Below are 18,390 nucleotides of genomic sequence, written 5' to 3'. Positions count from 1 at the left end.
GAAGAGATAAATTAAAAAAGGACAATCATTTTACTGGTTGTCCTTTTTTTCTTCTTTATAATGATAAAATACTGGAAAATTTGAGTTAAAAAACCGCAACATTTCATCTTCTTCTAATATTTCAGGTTCTTTAGGCTTAGGGGCAAAATTTCCGTTTTCATCAAAGTGTTTCATAAACTCATCTTGTGAAGGATCAAAATCTGGTCGTTGCCAATCATAAACAATAGGTTTCTCATAGGCTTTAGAATCAATCATTCTTGACAAGACAAATCCCGCTAAAAAACCACTTAAATGGGCCTCCCAAGAAATATGCACTTCTGCTGATGGAAACATATACCAAATCATTCCGCCATACATCAAAACGATTGCAAAAGACAAAGCCATTAAACGATAATGTTTCGTTTGAAAACCTTCAAAAAACATAAAACTTGCCAAAACATATACTAAACCACTAGCACCAATATGATAACTTTCCCTTCCTATTAACCAAGTCCCAACTCCAGAAAGAATCACACCCCAAATCAACACCTTTAATGACTCTGCTCGATAAAAATAGCGTAATGCCATCAGTAAAACAAAAAGAGAAACACTATTATTCCATAAATGGTTCATATCGCCATGAAGAAAAACACTGAACAAAATTCCTTTTGCTCCAGAAACTGTTCTTGGCAAAACTCCATAATGCAATAAATCGCCTGGCAAAATAACTTCGAGTAAATAAACTCCCCAAAGCATCAGCACAAAAAACAAAGGCCAAGCAATTACAGATGTAGAAAATTTAAAATCTGATTCTTTCATTCATTACTCTAATCAAAAATATATCCAAATAGAATTTAATGAACTTTTGTCAGCATTTATACATGAAACCTTTGTTGATTTGATAATTGAAAAGTCCTAAATTTGATGACTCTTATTTATAAGACAAGTAAATTACTCAATAAATGGAAGCACCTTTAGCAGAACGCATTCGCCCTAAATCATTAAAAGAATACATTAGCCAATCACATTTGGTGGGAGAAAATGGCTCATTAACTCATCAAATTGCAAAAGGGATTATTCCTTCATTGATTTTGTGGGGACCTCCTGGGACAGGAAAAACAACATTGGCACAAATTATGGCTAATGAAAGTCAGCGTCCGTTTTATGAATTGAGCGCAATCAATTCAGGGGTAAAAGACATTCGTGATGTTATAGATAAAGCCAAACAAAGTGGCGGTTTATTCACAGCTAAAAACCCTATTTTATTTATTGATGAGATTCATCGTTTTAGTAAATCACAACAAGATTCTTTATTAGCAGCAGTAGAAAAAGGTTGGGTTACACTGATTGGAGCTACTACTGAAAATCCTAGTTTTGAAGTAATACCCGCTTTGTTGTCAAGATGTCAGGTTTATGTTTTAAATGCCTTTACTAAGGAAGATTTAGAAGCTTTATTACATCGCGCAATTGAAACCGATGCAATTCTGCAAACCAAAAACATTGAGCTTAAAGAAACTGAAGCTCTTTTAAGACTTTCTGGAGGTGATGGAAGAAAATTGTTGAATATTTTTGAATTAATCATTAATGCATCCGATGCTTCGACAAGCTCAGCACCCATTGAGATTACGAATGAAAAAGTAATGCAACTCGTGCAAAAAAACACCGTATTGTATGACAAAACTGGCGAACAACATTATGATATTGTCTCAGCTTTTATAAAATCTATTCGAGGAAGTGACCCAAATGGGGCTGTATATTGGTTAGCAAGAATGATTGAAGGTGGCGAAGATGTAAAATTCATCGCACGGCGTATGCTTATTTTAGCCAGTGAAGACATAGGAAATGCAAATCCTACAGCACTAATCATGGCTAATAATACTTTTCAGGCGGTTACCACAATTGGTTATCCAGAAAGCAGAATTATATTAAGTCAATGTGCTATTTATTTGGCCACTTCAGCAAAAAGCAACGCCAGTTATCTGGCAATTGGAAAAGCACAACAAATAGTAAAACAAACTGGAGACTTACCAGTTCCTTTGCATTTACGAAATGCTCCCACTAAACTCATGAAAGAATTAGGCTATGGTGAAGAATATAAATACTCTCACGATTATGCTAACAACTTCGCTGAGCAAGAATTCCTGCCAACAGAAATATCTGAAACACGTTTTTTTGAACCAGGAGATAATGCTCGTGAAAAAGAACTACGTCAATTTTTAAAAAACAGATGGAAAGATAAATATGATTATTAACCTTTATAGTTTAATATCTAGTTTTTCAGAAGTTGTTTTATCACCATCATTATATTCAAAGTACCAAACATTATCTTTAGATATCACTATACCATTTCTACCATTGTAATTTAACAAATAAACATTTGGTGTAGATGTTTTATACAAAACAAGCTCTTTTTGATTAGTCTTATTAACAACTTTTATAAAGGGCTGGTTATTTTCTTGTTTGGCTGGGTTTCCAACTTTTTCGTAGGTTACCTCTTTTTCTGATTTAATCACTTTCGTAACTTCTTGGGAAACATTTTCTACATCTCTACTTTTAATTTTCTCATCAGCCTCTTCATCAAAATAAGTTTTACCTGAATATTTATAGTTTGCTTTATAGAAAGTTTTTAAAGTAGCTTGCAGAGCCTCACTATATGATTTTGCAATATTTTTTTCATTGCTTTTTCCTATATCTGTAATATATAAAACCTTATCCCTACAATCTTTAAACTCAACCTGAAGTTCAGTCGTAAACATATTACTTTTCTCCTTTACACCTATAAACAATTTATTGCAATTGTAATCTATGAAACCTTCAGGTAAAACATCTGAAGACAAATAAACCTCAAATCCTTTTTGTTGTAAAAAAGCTTTTATTGTCGAGTTTATTCTATGCTGATTATCTTCTTTTTGAAAATCAAATCTTGCAGGTATAATTGCCATATTATAATCATTCAAGGATGATTGAGCTATTCCAGCAAATGATAAAAACATTACAATTACAAAAAATAAATTCTTCATATTAAAATAGGTATTTAAGTTCGGCTAAGTTAGTAATTTGATTAACATCTTTTGAAACATCAATTTTTTCTGAATTAAAAAAAATAGATTGTATTCCAAAGTTAATGGCTCCAGCCACATCGGCGTCTAAACAATCTCCAATCATTACACTTTCTTCTTTTTCTGCAGAAGCTTTTGACAAAGCATGCTCAAAAATCCCCGAATGTGGTTTTTTTACTCCAGCCATTTCAGAATTAGTCACTGTCTCAAAAAAATGATGTATTCCTGAATTGTTAAGCTTTTTAAATTGTACTTCGGCAAAACCATTCGTTATAATGTGTAATTTATATTTTTTATGAAGATACTCAAGCGTTTCCACACAACCCTCAAACAAATGATTGCTATTGGGCAAGTTCAAAATATAATCATCGGAGATTTTATCAATCAAAGCATCTGAAACTGAAACATTCAAAGCATCAAACGAATCCTTAAGTCTTCTATACCTTAATTCATCATGCGTCATGAGATTATTTTGATACAATTTCCAACAAGCTTGATTTATAGGTGCATAAACCGAAACAAACTTTTCAATATTAATTTCTGGTAAAACTTCTGAAAAAACTACTTCGAAAGCCTTCTCTGAATTTTTATCAAAATCCCAAAGTGTATGATCTAAATCAAAAAATATATGGCTGATTTTTGAATACATAATTTAATTCCCTTTAACAATTACAGCATCTTCAATATTATACATCCAGTTGTCAGGGTCATTTTCATTCACTTTCATGATTCCTTCCAATGTTACATATTGATCTGTACGCAATTTTAATTTTCCTGCTTTAAACTTAATCCCCATAATGGTCTCTGGTCCTGCTTTCCCACAAAAAAAACAAGATGCAAACACGTTTTTACTCAATGCATAATTAACATTGTCTATAGGTACAATGAAGCCCGACATAAAAATGCGTTTGTTATGGTACTTTTTGACTTCGGGGCTAATTACAGGAAAATCAATGTTTCCATAATCTTTATGCTGTTTTTTTACAAATTTAATTTGTCCTAGTTTCTTCCAACTTAATGTATCTGAAACTACAGTTTTTTGAGTTTTCTCTTTTAAAAATTCTGATTTTTGAAATCCAAATAAGGCAAAAGCCAATACAACTATTTCAATTTTTATTTTATCCATTTGCTAATGTTTTTGATATATTCATTCGGTATGCTCTGATTGCCGGAATTAAAGCCGCAACAACACCAACCAATAATGTAATCATAAAAAGACAACTTTCTTTATCCCAAATTATTTCAATTGGATTAAATTCCATTTTAAAATCTTCTGCTGCAGCGCTAGAAAGCCATCGTAATACAACTCTTCCAATAATTGTTCCAAAAAAATAACCTACTGCGCACAAAAATAAACTTTCTGAAATCACTAAGGAAAGAATTTGAATACGTGAAGCTCCATGCAAACGCATTAAAGCAAACTCATATTCCTTTTCTTTTAACCGATTAAATAAAGCAATAAATATACTTACTCCAGAAATAAGCATAATACCGTAAGCCATATATTCAAGAGTTTTTAATCCGATTCCAAATAGCGTAAACAAGCGATTGATCTCAATAGCAGGTGAAGCAGCTTGCATTTTTGTATTTTGGACAATGATTCTTGGCCAAGTTACAATTCCCATCTTATTTCGAAATTTCAGTAATACAGAGGTGATTTCTTTTGGTTCTTCCTGAATTTCTTCAGATTCCTCATGAGAATGACCATGCATAGCCCAAACACTTTCAATGTTACTTAAAATCAAATTATCAATAACTCTTCCAGTTCTTGAACTTATACCTACTACTAAATATTGAAACTCTTCATGTTGCTCTCCTTCTTTAGCATCACCATGCGTTCCATTAAACTTATCCCCAACTTTCAAATTAAGTTTCGTAGCCACACTATGTCCTACAACAACTTCAAATTCTTTTTTAAAGATTTTTCCTTTTTCAATTTTTGCATTAAATTTTTGCAAATAATCTGGTGTTGTTCCAACGATTTTATACCCTAAATAATTATCTCCGTAAGCCAATGGAATTGCTGATTTTATAAAAGGATGACGCATCCATACTCTTGCTGAATCATAATTTATGTTTCCCGTTGGCGCATCAACCTGATAGACCGAAGACAATATCAATTGCAACGGACTTCCTTGCGCTCCTAAAACCAAATCGATATTATCTGCATTGCTTGAAAATTGTTCTTCAAATTGTTTTTGCAGCAAAATCAACAAAGTAATAATTGCTACACTTGACGAGAGCAACAATACACTCAACAAAGTATTGAGAGGTTTAAACCATATATTTCTCCATGCTAGCTTTGCAATCATGACAATAATATTTGGTTACTAAAACGTTGTTTTAATCTAGAATCATGAGTAACAATAACTAAAGCTGTATTGTACTCTTTAGCTAAATTCTCTAGTAAATCAGCTACTTTTATTGTATTAGCATCATCCAAACTGGAAGTAGGTTCGTCTGCTAATAAAACTTTTGGATTATTAATTAAAGCTCTAGCAATAGAAACTCTTTGCTGCTGCCCCACACTCAATTGTGAAGGCAATTTATTCAAATGTTTTTCAAGATGCAGATGTTCTAAAAGTGATTTAGCCTTTTGCTTTTCTTTTTTTCCAGTCGCAAGCCAAGACGCAAGCATTATATTCTCTAAAACTGAAATAGATTCAACAAAATGATTTTGTTGTAAAACAACACCTATATTTTTACCTCTAAAAACATCCATTTGTTTTTCAGAAAATGGACTAATTTTGATTCCGTCAAAAATAACTTCTCCAGAAGATGGTTTTAACAATCCGCCCAAAAGGTGTAATAAGGTAGTTTTCCCTACTCCTGAATTCCCTGTAATCAAAACAGATTCAGAAGCATTGCAAATAATATCAGGAAACGTAAAATGTGTTTCGCTCCCGTAGGAAAAAGAAAGATTTTTAGTTACAATCATTTTTATAGTATGCCTTCATCGGCGAAGCTAAAATAACTCTTTTCGGTGACAATAACGTGATCAAGAACTACAATATCGAGATGCTTACCCGCCTCTTTTATTTTTTTGGTTATTTGATTATCGGCTTCACTAGCTTGCAATTTTCCAGATGGATGGTTATGTATCAAAATGATATTAGTCGCAAAATGCTCAAATGCAGTTTTAAAAATCAATCGTGAATCTACAACTGTTCCAGTAATTCCTCCTTTACTGATTTGTGTTTTGTAAATAACTTTGTTTGAATTATTAAGGTATAATACCCAAAATTCTTCGTGAGGGAGTTCTCCAACAATAGGTTGCATAATCTCAAAAACAGCTTTACTAGACGTTATTTTTTTCAATTCAGATGTAGGCTCACTTTGTCTTCGTTTTCCTAACTCTAAAGCAGCTGCTATAGAAATGGCTTTAGCCTCACCTATTCCTTTAAATTGCATTAGCTGTTGCACTGAAAGTTTTCCGAGTTGGTTAAGATTATTATTGGCTGATGCTAAAATACGCTGACACAATTGGACAGCACTCTCATTACGAGATCCTGAACCAATAAGAATAGCTAATAATTCAGAATCGGAAAGAGTGGTTTTTCCCTTAAGAAGAAATTTTTCACGCGGGCGGTCATCTTCGGCCCACTGATTGATTGGCGTATACATACTTTTTTGGCTTAAAATTTGATACAAAATAACAAAAATATATTTACCATACATAAAACTCATTTTCATCAAAACTAATTCTATGTACAAACATTTTATATTAATCTTTGGAAGCTTATTCATGGGCTGTAAAAACCATGATTCTGTTGCACAAACTCAGAATTCTCCAGTAATCAATACATCTATTAAAAAAATAGTCAATCCCAACTCATTTGCCGAAAAGCTATCAAATGCAGCACTATCAATAATTGACCCTAACGTTGTTTACACTCCAAACTATGTTGGAATAACATATCCAAACGGAGATGTACCCCAAAAAACTGGAGTTTGTACAGATGTCGTTATTAGAGCGTACAGAAAATTAAATATCGATTTACAAAAAGAAGTTCATGAAGATATGGTATCTAATTTCAACTTATATCCTAATCTCAAAAAATGGGGATTAAAAACAACCGACACAAACATTGATCACAGAAGAGTTCCTAATTTGGAAGTCTTTTTTGAGAGAAAAGGAAACAAATTACCCGTTTCACAAAATCCTGATGATTATGAAACGGGTGATATTGTAACTTGGATGATAAATGATAAATTACCACATATTGGGATTATTACACATCTTAAATCAGAAGATGGTAAAAGACCTATGATTGTTCACAATGTTGGAAGCGGACAAGTTTTGGCTGATTGTCTTTTTAGTTATGATATTGTTGGTCATTTTAAGTATGAAAAGTGATTATTGAATTAATCCTTTCACCTCTTCAAAATCTAATCCACCATAATTCCCTGAACTCATTAAAAGTAATGCCGAATCATTTAAATCAGCACTGAATAAAAACTGTTTGAATTCGGCAGGATTAGTATAAATTACCAAATTATCACGTTTAAACGCTTTGGCAATTTGCTCATAAGTCACTTCTTCTAATTGTTTAATCTTAACTGCATCTGGAGAATAGAAGACCACAGCAACATCTGCATAATCTAATGCTCCTTCGTACTCTTTTAAAAATTCAGCATTTAAACTACTGTAAGTATGTAATTCTAAACAAGCTACTAGTGTACGGTCAGGATATTGTTCCTTAACAGCCTTTGTAGTAGCTGCTACTTTACTTGGCGAATGCGCAAAATCTTTGTAAGCTACTTTGTTAGCACTCACAGCAATTTTTTCCAATCTCTTAGAAGCTCCTTTGAAACTAGCAATCGCCTCATAGAAATCGGCTTCGTCGATTCCCATATTTTGACAAATCCATTTTGCACCAGCCAAATTATTTAGATTATGTGCACCAAAAACCTCAATTGGCATAGGACCTTCTGGTGTTTCCAATAATGTTACACCTTTTTGAACCGTGTATTCTGGCGTATGATAAGGTATTTTACGAATAGGATTTTCGGCTTTTTCAGCTACACGTTTCACTTCAGGATCATTTTCATTGTAAACCAAAATTCCACCATTAGTAATCTTCTGAATAAAAATTTCAAACTGCTCAATATAATTTTCATACGTAGGAAACACATTGATATGGTCCCAAGCAATTCCCGAAATCAAAGCAATATTTGGTTGGTACAAGTGAAATTTAGGCCTTCTATCCATTGGTGAAGACAAGTACTCATCTCCTTCTAAAACAATAAAATCATTCTTTTCTGTAAGATGAACCATAGTGTCAAACCCCTCTAATTGCGCTCCTACCATGTAGTCAACTTCTACATTATGATAATGCATTACGTGAAGAATCATAGAGGTTATGGTTGTTTTACCATGTGAGCCTCCTATAACGACACGTGTTTTATTTTTTGATTGCTCGTATAAAAATTCAGGATACGAATAAATTTTAAGACCTAATTCTTGTGCTTTTAACAATTCAGGATTATCAGCTTTTGCATGCATTCCTAAAATAACAGCTTCGATATCAGCAGTAATTTTTTCAGGAAACCAACCCATTTCAACAGGCAATAAACCTTTTTTTTCTAATCGTGATTTTGACGGTTCAAAAATGGCATCGTCACTACCTGTAACTTTATATCCTTTACTATGTAAGGCTAATGCCAAATTGTGCATGGCAGCTCCGCCAATAGCTATGAAGTGAGTTCTCATTATTTAGTTTCTATAATCAATTTAACTTTTCTATGCACTGTGCTTAAGTATCTTCAAATATAAGTCATAAAGTTTAAAATAAACACAACTTTAAAAATGAGCCTTTCGGTTGATTGACAAGGATTTAAACATAAAATACTTTTACATTATAAAAACCAAGCAAATGTTTTTATCCTTAATAATTGTCATGACAAACAAAAAAAACTAAAAATGAAATCAATTACTTACATTTTATTCTTAACCACTAGTCAGATTAATTATGGCCAGCAAGCAATAGTTTGCAGTGGTGGTTCTTCGAGCAGTTCTAATGGAAAGCTATCGTATAGCATTGGACTAATCGATTATAAATCTGTTGACTCTCAATCAGAAAAAATTACATGCGGTATTCAGCAACCTTTTGAAATTTATAAAAACTCAACAAAAAAAGTTGAAGTGAATAATGAATTTAATGCTATTGTTTACCCAAATAATTTTAATGAAGCTATTCAAATTTATTTCACAGAAGAAATAAAAACGCCTATTAAGTATGAGCTTTTTAATTTAAATGGTTCTAAGATAAAAGAAGGTGAAATTATGGAATCTCAGACAATCATAAATCTATCATTTCTAACAAAGGATCTTTACTTCTTAAAACTTTATAATGATATAGGCTCTAAAACCTTTAAACTAATTAAAAACTAACAACATGAGAAAAAATATTTTAAAACAAGTATTACTAACCCTAATCTTGATTATTAGTACAAGAATGATAGCTCAAACACCTCAAAAAATGAGTTTTCAAGCTATTGGGAGAGACATAAACAATAATTTATTAATAAACCAAAATATTGGAATTAGAGTTGCGATTTTAAAAAGTCAAGCTAATGGTCCTGAAGTATATTCAGAAGAACATACTACAACTACTAATGACAATGGATTATTTACTATCGAAATTGGCACTGGTAATAATAATTCTGCACATTTTGCAGATATTGAATGGGGTGAGAACGAATATTTTATTTTAACAGAGATTGATCCAAACGGAGGAAATACTTACACTATAAGTACCACTAGTCCTATAAACAGTGTTCCTTATGCATTACATGCTGCAAACGGTTACTGGAAAAAAGATGCTTATGGTATAATGTTTGAAAAAAGAATTCGTATTGCCGATACTAATAGCAAAGCACTGTCTATTGGAGGTAATGGAGATGTAGAAGTAGATGCTCCTGGAATACAAGCTGGAAGATTTGTTATAAAACCAAATGGAAATATAGGAATAAATAATGCTTACCCTAGTCAAAAACTTGACATTAATGGTAAAATAAAAATTACGGATGGCACGCAAGGTTTCGGTAAAATCCTGACAAGTGATGCTAATGGTGTTGCTCGTTGGGAAAATGCACCAATATCTCCTTCAACTCCTTCATATTGGGCTTTAAATAGTAACGGAAGCATTACTAATTCTAATAGTGGCGGAAAAGTCGGAATTGGAACAAACAATCCAACTGCGCCATTATCCTTTCCTCCTACTTTAGAAAAGAAAATTACTCTTTATCCAGGAGCTACAGGAGATGTTGGCTTTGCTGTAACAGGGAATCGCTTACAAATATATAGTGATCATCCCTATACTGATGTTGCTATTGGCTATGACGACAGGAGTATTGGCTTTCAAGAAAAATTTGCTGTCAAAGCAAATGGAAATATTGGTGTAAATAGAAATGTGGGAACTGCAGGAGATGTACTCACAAGTGGTGGTGAATATTCACCTGCTAGATGGGAGTCAAATTATAAATTCACCATAGGACCTACAGATAATAGAGCTATTGTAAGTTCTGTTACTCCTAACTTTTCAAATCCTCAAAAAAGCTTTCAAAATATAAACATAACGACTCCTTCAACACTACTTTTGTCTGTTAATTATGATTACACATTGGTTGGATGTGGTATTGGAAGTATAAATTGTACTACAGCAGGAATTATAACCATAACTTTATTTAAAACAGGAGGCACAAGTAGAATAGTTAAAAGTATACCATTTTTTGAAGTCAAAAACGGCTTAAGAATGTTTAATAGCCTGTCTAATATCCCTATAAACATTAACGAGACAGGAAATTTCACTGTTCACATTGAGATAACTAGAGGAAATGCCGAAACAAATTCTTTTTCTGCAGCAATTAGTGAATGCTCATTACTATTACTACCAAATAGTCGTAGATTATAAATTTAATAAGGACAAACAAGAATGTATACTATTTGTTTGTCCTTTTAAATTCCTCTGCCTTTGCTTTATTTTTAAGCTTGTTTAAGTATAAATCATATAATTTTTCGAAAGTGGTTTTTGATTGTCCTATTTCATGTGCTTTTTTGTAATTAATTTCAGCTTTATCATAACGTTCAAAATAGACGTCAATATATCCTTTTGCCAAATATCCATCTACTTTTGAAAGTTGCATCAATTCATTTGCATATCGCAACGCTTTGCTCTCGCTCCCGCCAATAATTCCTGGTAGTTCTACATATAAAACAACTAGAGCCCATCTTGAATTTATATGTTTAGAATCTAATTTTGTTGCTTTAATAAAAGCGCCCTCAACATCATCTAGCAACATTAACGCTTTCATTTTACTAGATGTTTTAGCTTTCATTCCTAACGAACCTCCATACCTAAACCAATACTCGGCATTTGTTGGGTAAGCATTTTTAAGTATCGTTGAATATTTTATGGCATCATCCCAATTTTTATTATGATAGGCTATTTCGCCCAATTGATCAATTGCTTTATAATTTTTTGGATTTTCTGAAATACATTTCTGAAGTAAGGCTTGTGCTTCAACATATTTTTTCTGTTTGAAAAGTATCTCGCCATTTTCACAATTGGATTGTGACCAAAGAGATATTGTGCCAAATAAAAAAGTGCTTAAGAAATATTTCATCTTTCAAAAATATAAAAAAATTGTTTGCATTAGGGATGGAAGCAAGCTACCATGTAGCGCGAACAGCCCGACATTTTTGTTGACTGAGGTTCTCGAAGTTAACAAAAAGGGAATGCCCAAAAATAAATAATCCGAACTCATTGCTGAATTCGGATTATATTTTTACGTGTTAATCAGTATTATTGTTTAACTAATGTCATTTCATCTACAATATGCTTAGCACCTGAGAAATTTTCGATTACCCAAAGTACATAACGAATATCAACGTTAATTGTTCTTTGAAGGTTTTTGTCGAAAATTACGTCTCCCGCCATTGCTTCGATATTTCCGTCGAAAGCTAGACCAATTAGCTCACCTTTTCCATTTAATACTGGAGAACCTGAATTACCACCAGTAATATCATTATCAGTTAAGAAGTTTACGTGTAATGAACCATCTTTGTCTGCATAACGACCAAAATCTTTGTTCTTGTTCATTTCAAGAACTCTCTCTGGTAAATCAAATTCAGCATCGCCTTTTTTGTATTTTTTTACTTGACCAGCTAAAGTAGTATAGTTGTTGATTTTTGCATCGTTACGCTTATCAGCAGGCAATGAACGAACTTTTCCGTAAGTTAAACGCAACGTTGAGTTAGCATCTGGGTATTTGATTGTTCCAATTTTAGACTCACGTAATCCTTCAACCAATTTACGGAAAGCAGCTCCATAATCGTTTTGTGCTTTTGCAATTTCGTCTGATTTAGAACCAAAATGTGTAATTAAATCATTAGACAATTTAAATAATGGGTCGTTTGTAATTAATGCTTCGTTTGGCACTTCTAAGAAAGCTTTAACTCTATCTTTTGATGAAAGTAAACTTAAATCGAAAGCAGCATTAACATATTTAGAGAAATCATTATTATTTGCTTTTCCTAATTCAGCAACAGCAGGTGCAATGTTGTATCCTGTAGATTTTGTAGCATATAAATTTAACTCAGCTGCAAGAATATCTTTTTCAGCAGGAATGTGAACTTCTTTAAAGAACTCATCTGCCATTTCAGAAATAGCTGGTGCCATTTGACCACGTTTAGCAGCGTCTGCTTTAGCGTAATTTTCTAATTGTTTTCCTAAAGTTCTTGCAATAGCTCCATAAGCACTATTTCTAAAAATCATGTTTAGATAGTTATCATGGCGTGATTTTTCGTTAGTTAACTTATAGAAGTTATTAATTGTAGCAACTACGTTTCCATATTTTGCTTTGTTTTCTTGTTTGTTAGCCCATGTATTGAATTTTGCTTCTTGAGCTGCTTTTGTTTTTGCAGTTCCAAATTTTGTTAAAGCATCAATCATACCTTGACGGTTTTTCCAGTAGTTAGCAACACCAGCAAATTTTGAAGCATATACTAAGTTCAAAGCATCGCTTTGTACCATATATTTTTTCATTTGGTCCATACCTACTTTTGAACCTTCAACCCATGCAGGGTAAGCAAATTTTACGTTTTGCTCGATTCCAGCAGCTGGCATCCAACGATTTGTACGACCAGGATATCCTAAAATCATAGCATAATCGTTTTCTTTAACACCTCCAATGTTTACTGGTAAGTAATGTTTAGGTTTTAAAGGCACGTTGTTTTGAGAATATTCTGCAGGATTTCCATTAGCATCTCCATACACACGGAACATTGAGAAATCTGCAGTATGACGAGGCCACTCCCAGTTGTCTGTATCTCCACCAAACTTACCTAAGCTTTCTGGTGGTGTTCCTACTAAACGAACGTCTTTATAATCTTGGTAAACAAAGTAGTAGTATTCATTTCCTTGAAAAAATGAACGTACAGATACTGTATATTTTCCTCCTTCGTTGTTTTCCTTTTCGATTTTAGCAATTTCAGCATTGATTGCTTTTTCACGCTCTGCTTCTGTCATTTTATCATTTACAACTGCTAAAATTCTTTTTGAACAGTCGTCCATACGAACAAAGAAACGAACAAATAAACTTGAAGGTTTAATTTCATCCTTTCTGTCTTTTGCCCAAAAACCGTTTTTTAAGTGATTTTTCTCAGCAGTAGATAACTCAGCAATTGCATCATATCCACAGTGGTGGTTTGTTAACACCAATCCATCTTTAGAAATAATTTCTGCAGTACAACCTCCATTAAACTGAACGATTGCATCTTTTAAACTATGGTGGTTAATGCTGTAAATTTCTTCAGCTGTTAACTGTAAACCCATTTTTTGCATATCTCTGTGATTTAAACGCTCAATGAACATTAAGAACCACATACCTTCATCAGCCTTAACACTCATTGGCACAAGTGTAATAGCCGCGATTAGAGATAAAAGTAATTTTTTCATAACATAATTTATTTTTAGTGATGCGAATATACCCTTTTTTGATAATTGCCTAAAACATAAGGAAAAAGAAAACCTTTTTATTAAGAAAAATTTAACTTTTAAAAACAATTACATGATAAAATAAAAAAATCCCTCAATATGAGGGATTTTTTACGATTCTAATTCTGTATTTAACATTTGCCATAGTTTGTCTTTTAATTCAGTAAGGCCTTGTTGTGCTACTGATGAAATAAACATGTAAGGCACACCTTTTAATTCTTTATCTAATTGCTTTTTCATCTCTGCTTTTAACTCATCATCAAGCATGTCACATTTAGAAATTACAAGCAATCTATCCTTATCTAACATTTCAGGATTGTATCTTCTCAACTCATCCAAAAGAATGTCATACTCCTTTTTTATGTCTTTAGCATCAGCGGGAACTAAAAACAAAAGTGTTGAATTCCTCTCAATATGACGTAAGAAATAATGTCCCAAACCTTTTCCTTCAGCTGCTCCTTCGATAATCCCAGGGATATCTGCAATTACAAATGATTGAAAATCACGGTAAGCAACAATTCCTAAGTTAGGCTTTAATGTTGTAAAAGGATAATCAGCAATTTTAGGTTTTGCAGAAGTTAAGACTGATAACAGGGTAGACTTACCTGCATTAGGGAAACCTACAAGACCAACATCGGCTAAAACTTTAAGTTCTAAAACAATATCAGCTTCTATAGGAGGCATTCCTGGTTGTGCATATCGAGGAGTTTGATTAGTCGAAGTTCTAAAATGCCAGTTTCCTAATCCACCTTTTCCCCCTTGTACCAAAATTATTTCCTCTCCATCTTCTGTAATTTCAAATAAAACTTCGTCAGTATCTTTATCTTTTACAACAGTCCCTAGAGGTACTTCTAGATATTTATCTTCACCATCGTGACCAGTACTTCTTGAACTACCACCATCGCCACCATGACCAGCTTTTACGTGCTTGGTAAATTTTAAATGAAAGAGTGTCCAAAGATTTTTATTTCCTTTTACAATAACATGTCCACCACGACCACCATCTCCTCCATCTGGTCCACCTTTTTCGATAAACTTCTCTCTATGTAGATGCGATGAACCTTTTCCACCTTTTCCAGATGAAACATATATTTTTACGTAATCTACAAAGTTACCCTCAGTCATTTTATATTCCTCCTAATTATTAATGATTCAAATTTAAAAATACCTGACAGCCACTGGTTGTCCTCCTCTTAATATCAAATCTTCAGTCATTTTCTAAGCTTTCAGCATCAAGTATTCAGAAAATTGTTGTCTAAATACTGATTACTGTAAACTATTTTTAATTTATCTCTTTCAATGAACGAACCAAGACTTTGTCAATTTTAATTCCGTCCATATCCATAACTTCTAATTCCATTTTATTCCAAATCAACTTCTCTCCTACTTTAGGAATATATGATAATTCGGTCATGATTAATCCACTTACTGTAGTAACGTCATAATCATTGATTAAATCATCCATATCAAAGTATGTTAAGAAATCGTGCAATGAATAGTGACCATCCACTAACCAACTTCCATCTTCTCTAGCAATCAATTGAAATTCTTCTTCATAAAACTCAGCTGCATCTCCTACCAAAGCTTCTAAAATATCATTTAGAGTAATTATCCCTTGCACTACTCCATATTCATCAGTAACCAAAGCATAATGCACTTTTGTTTTTTTGAATATTTCCAGCGCTTTATAAGCTGATGTATGTTCGATAAAATAAACTGGTTCTTTGCAGATTGATCTTAAATCGAACTGATTTTTCTTTTCAAAATTGGTAAACAAATCTTTAAGAAAAACAACGCCAACCACATTATCTAAATTATCCTCACAAACTGGATAAATCGAATGCAACTCTTCTAAAACCTGTGATTTTATAGTTTCTAAATCATCCTCTAAAGACAAATACATTACCGATTTACGATGACTCATCAAAGAGTTAATTTTTCTATCTCCAATATGGAAAACCCTTTCCACAATGTCTTGTTCTATTTCCTGAACTTCTCCACCTTCGGTTCCTTCTTTTATAATGGCTTTGATTTCTTCTTCAGTAACTTTACCATCCGCCGTTGGTTTTATTTTAAAAACATCTAAAATAAACTCAGTCGAAACTGTTAGCAACCAAATAAAAGGAGCAGTAACAATTGAAACAACTTTCATTGGAACTGCTACTGCTTTAGCGATAGTTTCAGGATAATTTAAACCAATTCTCTTTGGTAATAATTCTCCCAACACCAATGAAAAGAAAGTCAAAATCACAACAACTGTACCTACTGATAAAGAGTTTGAATAAGGTTTTGTAAGCGCAAATCCTTCGAAGAAAATGCGAACATTTTCGGTTACTTTTTCTCCAGAATAAATACCTGTCAAAATACCAATAAGTGTTATTCCTATCTGAACAGTAGACAAAAACTTATTGGGTGAATTTGCTAATTCTAAAGCTGTTTTCGCACTCGTATTGCCTTTTTTGGCAGCGGTTTCTAACCGGTTCTTTCTTGCTGATATGAGTGCGATTTCTGACATGGAAAAAATTCCATTAAGTAAAATCAGCAAGAAGATTATGACTATTTCCAAATTTTAAAAATTTAGTTACAAATTATCTATTACAGTACTTAATCTTTCGGTAATTTCTGTAATAGATCCAATACCGTTTACGGCATAAAATTTATTTTGTTCTTTATAATAATTCATCAAAGGAGCTGTTTTTTCATTATACTCCTGATAACGATTACGAATTTTTTCTTCATCTTGATCATCAGGTCTTCCAGAAGTTTTTCCTCTTTCTAAAAGTCTCTGTACCAAAACCTCATCATCAGCCTCAAGTGCTATAGTAGCAGTTATAGATTGATTTTTAGTTTCTAAAAAAGAATCCAAAGCTTCAGCCTGGGAAATAGTTCTTGGAAATCCATCAAACAAAAAACCAGCAGAATCAGGGTTTTTATCAACCTCACTTTGTAACATTTGAATGGTAACAGCATCTGGCACTAAATCCCCTTTGTCCATATAGGTTTTAGCTAATTTACCTAAATCTGTATCATTTTTGATATTGTATCTAAAGATATCTCCTGTTGACAAATGTGTCAAATTGTACTTCCCTTTTAAAAATTCGGCTTGGGTTCCTTTACCTGCCCCAGGTTTTCCGAACAAAACTATGTTAATCATTAAATTAGAAATTTATAAATGTGTTGTGTGTTACTTTAACTGATATACTTCTGAAAGGTTTCTACCTAAACCATCATAATCCAATCCAAAACCTACAATGAACTTATTTTCAATTTCGATACCAATATAATCAATTTTGATATCTTTTTTGTATGCTTCTGGCTTTAAAAACAGGGTAGCAAATTTTAATTGTTTTAGATTTTTATCTGCAAACAACTTATGAAGTTCTTCGATTGTATTTCCTGTATCAACAATATCCTCAATAATCACGACACTTCTTCCAGTTAAATCTTGGTTTAAACCTATTAACTGTTTTACTTCGTGAGTAGTTTCCATACCATCGTATGAAGCCATTTTTATAAAGCTCAATTCACAAGGATTTTTATAATGTTTCATAAAATCTGAAACAACCATAAATGCCCCGTTCAAAACACCTATAAAAACAGGCACTTCTTCTTGAAAATCTTTCGAAATTTGTTTTGCCATTTTGGCAATTGCGCTATCTAGTTCATCTGCAGAAATAAAAGGCACAAAATGCTTATCGTGAAGCTGAATTTCCATTTTTAAATTTAAAATAAAGGGCAAAGATAACAAAAGAGTTCAGTATCAGGAAAATTATTTATTTTTGAAATGATGGATTCTGAATTTTACAAACAAATTGAAAAAAGTACTGCTCACAGAAAAAGCAGAGAAGACAATCGCGATTTTATTTACAAAAACCCCGATTTTTTAAATGAATTAACTGTAATTGCTTTTAATATAAAAGACAAAAACCATCATAAAGCGTGGTGGATTTTAGAATTAATTTTTGAAGAAAACCTCCATTTCATCAATCCTTATATAGATACTTTTTGCAAAATAATATCTCAGTTAAAAGAAGACCCTGCTAAAAGGCCAGCGTCTAAAATTTGTCTCTTTTTATCAGATCCAAAAAAATACAATCTTAATGAAAACCAAGAAACAGTAATTATTGAGACTTGTCTCGACTGGCTTATAAGAGATGAAAAAGTCGCTGCTAAAGCCTATTCTATACGTGCCTTGTATAATCTAGGAAAAAAACACGATTGGATTCATCCTGAATTACTTCAAATTATTCAGCAAGATTTTGCGCATCATTCTGCTGCATATAAAGCCGTAGCTAAAGAAATTTTGAGAAGAATGAAACATTAAAATTATTGTTTTCCACTTTTTTTAAAAG

Annotated in this window: 19 protein-coding genes; 5 read left to right on the top strand and 14 right to left on the bottom strand. The window is 32.6% G+C overall.

Annotation, left to right across the window (positions count from 1 at the left end):
- Positions 1 to 30: 30 nt before the first annotated feature.
- Positions 31 to 798 (bottom strand): rhomboid family intramembrane serine protease, encoded by a 768-nt coding sequence (locus tag LJY17_RS14860; RefSeq protein WP_264544595.1) that lies wholly within the window; start codon positions 796 to 798, stop codon positions 31 to 33.
- 143 nt (positions 799 to 941) lie between these two features.
- On the opposite strand from LJY17_RS14860, the gene LJY17_RS14855 reads away from it, so the two are divergent.
- A complete protein-coding gene (locus LJY17_RS14855; protein WP_264544594.1) occupies positions 942 to 2,231 on the top strand; it encodes a replication-associated recombination protein A in 1,290 nt (429 codons plus the stop codon).
- 3 nt (positions 2,232 to 2,234) lie between these two features.
- Here LJY17_RS14855 and LJY17_RS14850 read toward each other — a convergent pair whose 3' ends face one another.
- From LJY17_RS14850 to radC, 6 genes are read right to left on the bottom strand one after another with little or no spacing between them, the layout of a single operon-like run.
- Positions 2,235 to 2,999 (bottom strand): hypothetical protein, encoded by a 765-nt coding sequence (locus tag LJY17_RS14850; protein ID WP_264544593.1) that lies wholly within the window; start codon positions 2,997 to 2,999, stop codon positions 2,235 to 2,237.
- 1 nt (position 3,000) lies between these two features.
- Complete coding sequence (locus LJY17_RS14845; RefSeq protein WP_264544592.1) at positions 3,001 to 3,687, bottom strand: YjjG family noncanonical pyrimidine nucleotidase; 687 nt, start codon at positions 3,685 to 3,687, stop codon at positions 3,001 to 3,003.
- Positions 3,688 to 3,690: 3 nt separating this feature from the next.
- Entirely contained in the window at positions 3,691 to 4,164 is a 474-nt protein-coding gene (locus LJY17_RS14840) for a hypothetical protein (protein WP_264544591.1), read from the bottom strand.
- A complete protein-coding gene (locus LJY17_RS14835) occupies positions 4,157 to 5,350 on the bottom strand; it encodes an ABC transporter permease (RefSeq protein ID WP_264544590.1) in 1,194 nt (397 codons plus the stop codon). The genes LJY17_RS14840 and LJY17_RS14835 overlap by 8 nt, the downstream gene beginning before the upstream one ends.
- Positions 5,347 to 5,976: an ABC transporter ATP-binding protein gene (locus tag LJY17_RS14830; protein ID WP_264544589.1), complete on the bottom strand. Its 630-nt coding sequence runs from the start codon at positions 5,974 to 5,976 to the stop codon at positions 5,347 to 5,349. The genes LJY17_RS14835 and LJY17_RS14830 overlap by 4 nt, the downstream gene beginning before the upstream one ends.
- Positions 5,977 to 5,978: 2 nt before the next feature.
- Positions 5,979 to 6,662 carry a RadC family protein gene (radC, locus tag LJY17_RS14825; RefSeq protein ID WP_264544588.1) on the bottom strand — a complete coding sequence of 228 codons (684 nt, stop codon included), beginning with the start codon at positions 6,660 to 6,662 and terminating at the stop codon, positions 5,979 to 5,981.
- An 82-nt stretch (positions 6,663 to 6,744) separates the two neighbouring features.
- Between radC and LJY17_RS14820 the strand changes: the two genes are divergently transcribed.
- The gene (locus tag LJY17_RS14820) at positions 6,745 to 7,395 is read left to right on the top strand and encodes a DUF1287 domain-containing protein (protein WP_264544587.1); all 651 of its coding nucleotides are present in this window, start codon (positions 6,745 to 6,747) and stop codon (positions 7,393 to 7,395) included.
- On the opposite strand, the gene LJY17_RS14815 is transcribed toward LJY17_RS14820, so the two are convergent.
- The gene (locus tag LJY17_RS14815; protein WP_264544586.1) at positions 7,396 to 8,751 is read right to left on the bottom strand and encodes a UDP-N-acetylmuramate--L-alanine ligase; all 1,356 of its coding nucleotides are present in this window, start codon (positions 8,749 to 8,751) and stop codon (positions 7,396 to 7,398) included. It lies immediately after the preceding gene.
- Positions 8,752 to 8,961: 210 nt separating this feature from the next.
- Here LJY17_RS14815 and LJY17_RS14810 point away from each other — a divergent pair, with 210 nt between their 5' ends.
- Together LJY17_RS14810 and LJY17_RS14805 are read left to right on the top strand one after the other, a co-directional pair.
- A complete protein-coding gene (locus LJY17_RS14810; RefSeq protein WP_264544585.1) occupies positions 8,962 to 9,432 on the top strand; it encodes a T9SS type A sorting domain-containing protein in 471 nt (156 codons plus the stop codon).
- Positions 9,433 to 9,436: 4 nt separating this feature from the next.
- Positions 9,437 to 10,954, top strand: a complete 1,518-nt coding sequence (locus tag LJY17_RS14805) for a hypothetical protein (RefSeq protein ID WP_264544584.1) — start codon at positions 9,437 to 9,439, stop codon at positions 10,952 to 10,954.
- A 28-nt stretch (positions 10,955 to 10,982) separates the two neighbouring features.
- On the opposite strand, the gene LJY17_RS14800 is transcribed toward LJY17_RS14805, so the two are convergent.
- The 6 genes from LJY17_RS14800 to hpt all read right to left on the bottom strand — a co-directional run bounded on the left by LJY17_RS14800 (position 10,983) and on the right by hpt (position 17,753).
- A complete protein-coding gene (locus tag LJY17_RS14800; RefSeq protein WP_264544583.1) occupies positions 10,983 to 11,666 on the bottom strand; it encodes a tetratricopeptide repeat protein in 684 nt (227 codons plus the stop codon).
- A 179-nt stretch (positions 11,667 to 11,845) separates the two neighbouring features.
- Positions 11,846 to 13,999, bottom strand: a complete 2,154-nt coding sequence (locus LJY17_RS14795) for a S46 family peptidase (RefSeq protein ID WP_264544582.1) — start codon at positions 13,997 to 13,999, stop codon at positions 11,846 to 11,848.
- Positions 14,000 to 14,149: 150 nt separating this feature from the next.
- Entirely contained in the window at positions 14,150 to 15,163 is a 1,014-nt protein-coding gene (gene obgE / locus LJY17_RS14790) for a GTPase ObgE (protein ID WP_264544581.1), read from the bottom strand.
- A gap of 157 nt (positions 15,164 to 15,320) precedes the next feature.
- Complete coding sequence (locus LJY17_RS14785; RefSeq protein WP_413614512.1) at positions 15,321 to 16,553, bottom strand: hemolysin family protein; 1,233 nt, start codon at positions 16,551 to 16,553, stop codon at positions 15,321 to 15,323.
- Positions 16,554 to 16,619: 66 nt separating this feature from the next.
- Positions 16,620 to 17,192: an adenylate kinase gene (locus LJY17_RS14780; protein WP_264544579.1), complete on the bottom strand. Its 573-nt coding sequence runs from the start codon at positions 17,190 to 17,192 to the stop codon at positions 16,620 to 16,622.
- 30 nt (positions 17,193 to 17,222) lie between these two features.
- Positions 17,223 to 17,753, bottom strand: coding sequence for a hypoxanthine phosphoribosyltransferase (gene hpt, locus LJY17_RS14775; RefSeq protein ID WP_264544578.1), 531 nt, complete (start codon positions 17,751 to 17,753; stop codon positions 17,223 to 17,225).
- 69 nt (positions 17,754 to 17,822) lie between these two features.
- Between hpt and LJY17_RS14770 the strand changes: the two genes are divergently transcribed.
- Positions 17,823 to 18,362, top strand: a complete 540-nt coding sequence (locus tag LJY17_RS14770) for a hypothetical protein (RefSeq protein WP_264544577.1) — start codon at positions 17,823 to 17,825, stop codon at positions 18,360 to 18,362.
- Positions 18,363 to 18,390 lie beyond the last annotated feature (28 nt).

It is taken from the genome of Flavobacterium hankyongi (assembly GCF_036840915.1).
GTDB classification, from domain to species: Bacteria; Bacteroidota; Bacteroidia; order Flavobacteriales; family Flavobacteriaceae; genus Flavobacterium; species Flavobacterium hankyongi.
This window is presented reverse-complemented; position numbering and strand designations above follow the sequence as displayed.

Excerpts from the sequence above, each read along its gene's own strand:
- LJY17_RS14795 (WP_264544582.1), bottom strand. The coding sequence starts at position 13,999 with ATGAAAAAATTACTTTTATCTCTAATCGCGGCTATTACACTTGTGCCA.
- LJY17_RS14810 (WP_264544585.1), top strand. The coding sequence starts at position 8,962 with ATGAAATCAATTACTTACATTTTATTCTTAACCACTAGTCAGATTAAT.
- LJY17_RS14820 (WP_264544587.1), top strand. The coding sequence starts at position 6,745 with ATGTACAAACATTTTATATTAATCTTTGGAAGCTTATTCATGGGCTGT.
- LJY17_RS14815 (WP_264544586.1), bottom strand. The coding sequence starts at position 8,751 with ATGAGAACTCACTTCATAGCTATTGGCGGAGCTGCCATGCACAATTTG.
- LJY17_RS14850 (WP_264544593.1), bottom strand. The coding sequence starts at position 2,999 with ATGAAGAATTTATTTTTTGTAATTGTAATGTTTTTATCATTTGCTGGA.
- LJY17_RS14770 (WP_264544577.1), top strand. The coding sequence starts at position 17,823 with ATGATGGATTCTGAATTTTACAAACAAATTGAAAAAAGTACTGCTCAC.
- radC (WP_264544588.1), bottom strand. The coding sequence starts at position 6,662 with ATGTATACGCCAATCAATCAGTGGGCCGAAGATGACCGCCCGCGTGAA.
- LJY17_RS14860 (WP_264544595.1), bottom strand. The coding sequence starts at position 798 with ATGAAAGAATCAGATTTTAAATTTTCTACATCTGTAATTGCTTGGCCT.
- LJY17_RS14785 (WP_413614512.1), bottom strand. The coding sequence starts at position 16,553 with ATGTCAGAAATCGCACTCATATCAGCAAGAAAGAACCGGTTAGAAACC.
- LJY17_RS14805 (WP_264544584.1), top strand. The coding sequence starts at position 9,437 with ATGAGAAAAAATATTTTAAAACAAGTATTACTAACCCTAATCTTGATT.
- LJY17_RS14800 (WP_264544583.1), bottom strand. The coding sequence starts at position 11,666 with ATGAAATATTTCTTAAGCACTTTTTTATTTGGCACAATATCTCTTTGG.
- obgE (WP_264544581.1), bottom strand. The coding sequence starts at position 15,163 with ATGACTGAGGGTAACTTTGTAGATTACGTAAAAATATATGTTTCATCT.
- LJY17_RS14840 (WP_264544591.1), bottom strand. The coding sequence starts at position 4,164 with ATGGATAAAATAAAAATTGAAATAGTTGTATTGGCTTTTGCCTTATTT.
- hpt (WP_264544578.1), bottom strand. The coding sequence starts at position 17,753 with ATGGAAATTCAGCTTCACGATAAGCATTTTGTGCCTTTTATTTCTGCA.
- LJY17_RS14830 (WP_264544589.1), bottom strand. The coding sequence starts at position 5,976 with ATGATTGTAACTAAAAATCTTTCTTTTTCCTACGGGAGCGAAACACAT.
- LJY17_RS14835 (WP_264544590.1), bottom strand. The coding sequence starts at position 5,350 with ATGATTGCAAAGCTAGCATGGAGAAATATATGGTTTAAACCTCTCAAT.
- LJY17_RS14845 (WP_264544592.1), bottom strand. The coding sequence starts at position 3,687 with ATGTATTCAAAAATCAGCCATATATTTTTTGATTTAGATCATACACTT.
- LJY17_RS14780 (WP_264544579.1), bottom strand. The coding sequence starts at position 17,192 with ATGATTAACATAGTTTTGTTCGGAAAACCTGGGGCAGGTAAAGGAACC.
- LJY17_RS14855 (WP_264544594.1), top strand. The coding sequence starts at position 942 with ATGGAAGCACCTTTAGCAGAACGCATTCGCCCTAAATCATTAAAAGAA.